The organism is Anaeromassilibacillus sp. An200 (assembly GCF_002160025.1).
Classification (GTDB): Bacteria; Bacillota; Clostridia; order Oscillospirales; family Acutalibacteraceae; genus Caccousia; species Caccousia stercoris.
This window is the reverse complement of the sequence record NZ_NFJU01000115.1, coordinates 1-1,520: the sequence shown is the minus strand read 5'-3', so window position 1 is coordinate 1,520 and position 1,520 is coordinate 1. Positions and strand designations below refer to the sequence as shown.

Below are 1,520 nucleotides of genomic sequence, written 5' to 3'. Positions count from 1 at the left end.
GTTTCTTTGATTTTTACCTCTAACGCTTTTCGCTCTTTGCCTTTGAAAAGCCCCTTTGTATCGGCAAGCTGCTGTTTCAACTGCGGCAGAACTTTGTCCTGCAAGGTTTTGATTTCCCTTGCCTTATCCTGCACCTTTATCATCAGGTTTCGCATATAACGGAACTCTGCCATATCAATATCAAGCGTAGGCTTGGGCGGCATATCTTTTTCCCGAATAAGGTTTTGCAGAAAATCTTTTGCCTTTGCCACAATCCTGCGGAATAGATTAGGCAGCCAGCCTTTGCTTTTGATAGACTGGCTTGCTTTTTCGTGTATCTCGGTCTGCTTGACTTCTAAAATCTTTGCTTCGGAAATACCTGATAACAACGCCATATCCGCTGTCCTGTTCCATTCCTGCCTTGCGGCGTTGTCCGCTTCAATCTCGGCGGCTTTGGGATTGTTCTTACCGATTTTCTTGGTGGGAAGATAAACGCTGTTCTTATCAAACACCTTTAACTGCTGTTCGGGATCGGAGATATGCCGATTGATAAGGTCGGTGTAAATCTCTTTTACCTCCCGAAGAAAAGGCTCGCTTTTGAATTTATCGTCTTTCACGGTAAAAAGGTGGCTTTCGTAAACCTCGCCCTTTTTTATGACGGTACAGCCTTTTCGTATCTGTCCGTCCTCCCCTGTGATTTCTTTCTTGGTGCGTACCCTTTTGCCCGTTTCATCATATAACACGCTGCGTGTGGCTCTCTTGATGTCAGGCTCGGGGAGCAGTTTTCTTTCGCTGAAGATAAGATGGATATCCGGTCCAGCTTGTACACGATGACCCGCCGAACCTTTCCCTTGCGGATCTCGCCCAGCAGCTTTTGAAACTCCGGCCTGTCGGTATTCTTGCCGGAATAGCCTTTGTCCTTAAATACCCGGCAGTTCCCACCTTTCAATTCGTACTTGCAGAAGTCAATCTGACTTTCAATGCTGATACTGTCCTTGCGGTCTACTGACTGTCTCGCATAAATGCAATCTTCTCTGATAAATTCCATATTGGGCTCCTTTCCTTGTTGGAATGGAGCTACCAACCTTACAACTATATTATACTATCAGCAGCCCCGGACAACAATGTTGCGAATGGTTAGTGAAACCTGTCCCCGTACTTACTGAACACCTCGTAAAGACGGCGTTCAATTTCTTTTTTGCGCTGTTCCTTCTCCTTCGGGGAAAGTACCGGCGTGAGGCTTTCCAGCACAATGGTTTTCCCTTGAAAGGGTACAGACTTTGTTTCTCGTTGATATGTGACGGCCTGTGTCATTGAAAACCTCCTTTTCAGAATGGGTGTACTTGCCAGCGTTTCCCTCTTGTCCTGTGGGGAAATGTCAAAAGACGGCACCCGCAGGTGCCGCCCTTTGAGCTTTCTCCACTTCGGGCCGATGTGGAGCTGTTGACAAAGTGGCCTCTGAAAATCAGCAATGGGAATTTGAGCAGAAAAAAAGACGCTCACTGGCGTCATTTCGTGTTCCATATCAACCGCTTCAGGTT

1 protein-coding gene and 2 pseudogenes are annotated in these 1,520 nt (G+C 46.8%); all 3 read right to left on the bottom strand.

Annotated features, from left to right (window positions below; genetic code table 11):
* Positions 1 to 491, bottom strand: a pseudogene (locus B5F35_RS19710) (MobA/MobL family protein); the annotation flags it as partial.
* 293 nt (positions 492 to 784) lie between these two features.
* A pseudogene (locus B5F35_RS18090) lies at positions 785 to 1,027 on the bottom strand (recombinase family protein); the annotation flags it as partial.
* 89 nt (positions 1,028 to 1,116) lie between these two features.
* Positions 1,117 to 1,293, bottom strand: coding sequence for a hypothetical protein (locus tag B5F35_RS18955; protein WP_021419834.1), 177 nt, complete (start codon positions 1,291 to 1,293; stop codon positions 1,117 to 1,119).
* Positions 1,294 to 1,520 lie beyond the last annotated feature (227 nt).